At 50.2% G+C, this 1005-nt stretch carries 2 protein-coding genes; both read left to right on the forward strand.

The window, feature by feature from the left end:
• The coding region (locus A3751_RS23040; protein WP_369821253.1) for an enoyl-CoA hydratase/isomerase family protein at window positions 1-290 on the forward strand (290 nt) is incomplete at its 5' end.
• A gap of 29 nt (window positions 291-319) precedes the next feature.
• Window positions 320-1005 (forward strand): biotin carboxylase N-terminal domain-containing protein (locus A3751_RS17395; protein WP_304439047.1); only part of this gene is annotated, 686 nt, incomplete at its 3' end.

Raw genomic sequence — 1005 nt, forward strand, 5'->3', positions numbered from 1 at the left:
GTGCGCGATTCAAAGGATCCGAAGCGAAAGAGCTTGGTATTGTGCATCAATGCGTGAATAGTAACGAGGAGCTTGCTACAGCGATCGATACAGCGCTTGATCAAGTAAAAAGTTGCGCACCTCAGGCTAATCGAATAACCAAAGAACTGATTCTCAGTGTTGGAAAGACCGACCTTAACGCGCTACTTGATGGCGCTGCAGAGAGCTTTGCGAAAGCCGTGCAAGGCCCTGAAGGGCAAGAAGGCACAATGGCATTTATTCAAAAGCGCAAAGCGCGCTGGGCCGAATAAGCGGCCACGAAATGGAGACAACAAATACAATGTTTAGCAAAATCTTGATCGCGAACCGAGGTGAAATAGCGGTTCGAGTCATTCGCACCGCAAAAGACCTAGGCTATCAGACAGTCGCAGTTTTCAGTGAAGCGGATCGCTACGCACCTCATGTCATTGCCGCCGACGAAGCAGTTTGTATCGGTGCAGCTGCCGTGAATGAATCCTATCTGGTGAGTGACAAAATCATTGATGCCGCCAAACGAACTGGTGCCGGTGCCGTGCATCCCGGTTATGGTTTTCTTTCAGAGAACTCAGGTTTTGCAAAAGCCTGTGAAGAAGCTGGCATTGTTTTTATCGGCCCGCCTGCTGGCGCGATAGAACTAATGGGGAGCAAGCGCTTATCCAAAATCGCCATGCTTGAGGCAAAGGTACCTTGTATTCCCGGATATGAAGGCGCTGATCAAAACATCGAAACACTGCTAAGCGAAGCCACGCGAATTGGCTTCCCTTTGATGGTGAAAGCCTCTGCTGGTGGCGGCGGACGTGGCATGCGTTTAGTACACAAAGAAAGTGAACTAGAAGCGCAAATTAACACCGCCAGATCAGAAGCTGAAAATGCGTTTGGAAGCGGTGAGTTGATTCTTGAACGCGCCGTGATCAGCCCCCGTCACATAGAAATCCAGGTGTTCGCTGACCAACATGGTAATGCCGTGTACCTGGGCGAACGGGATTG

The sequence above is a fragment of the Oleiphilus sp. HI0080 genome, from assembly GCF_001635135.1.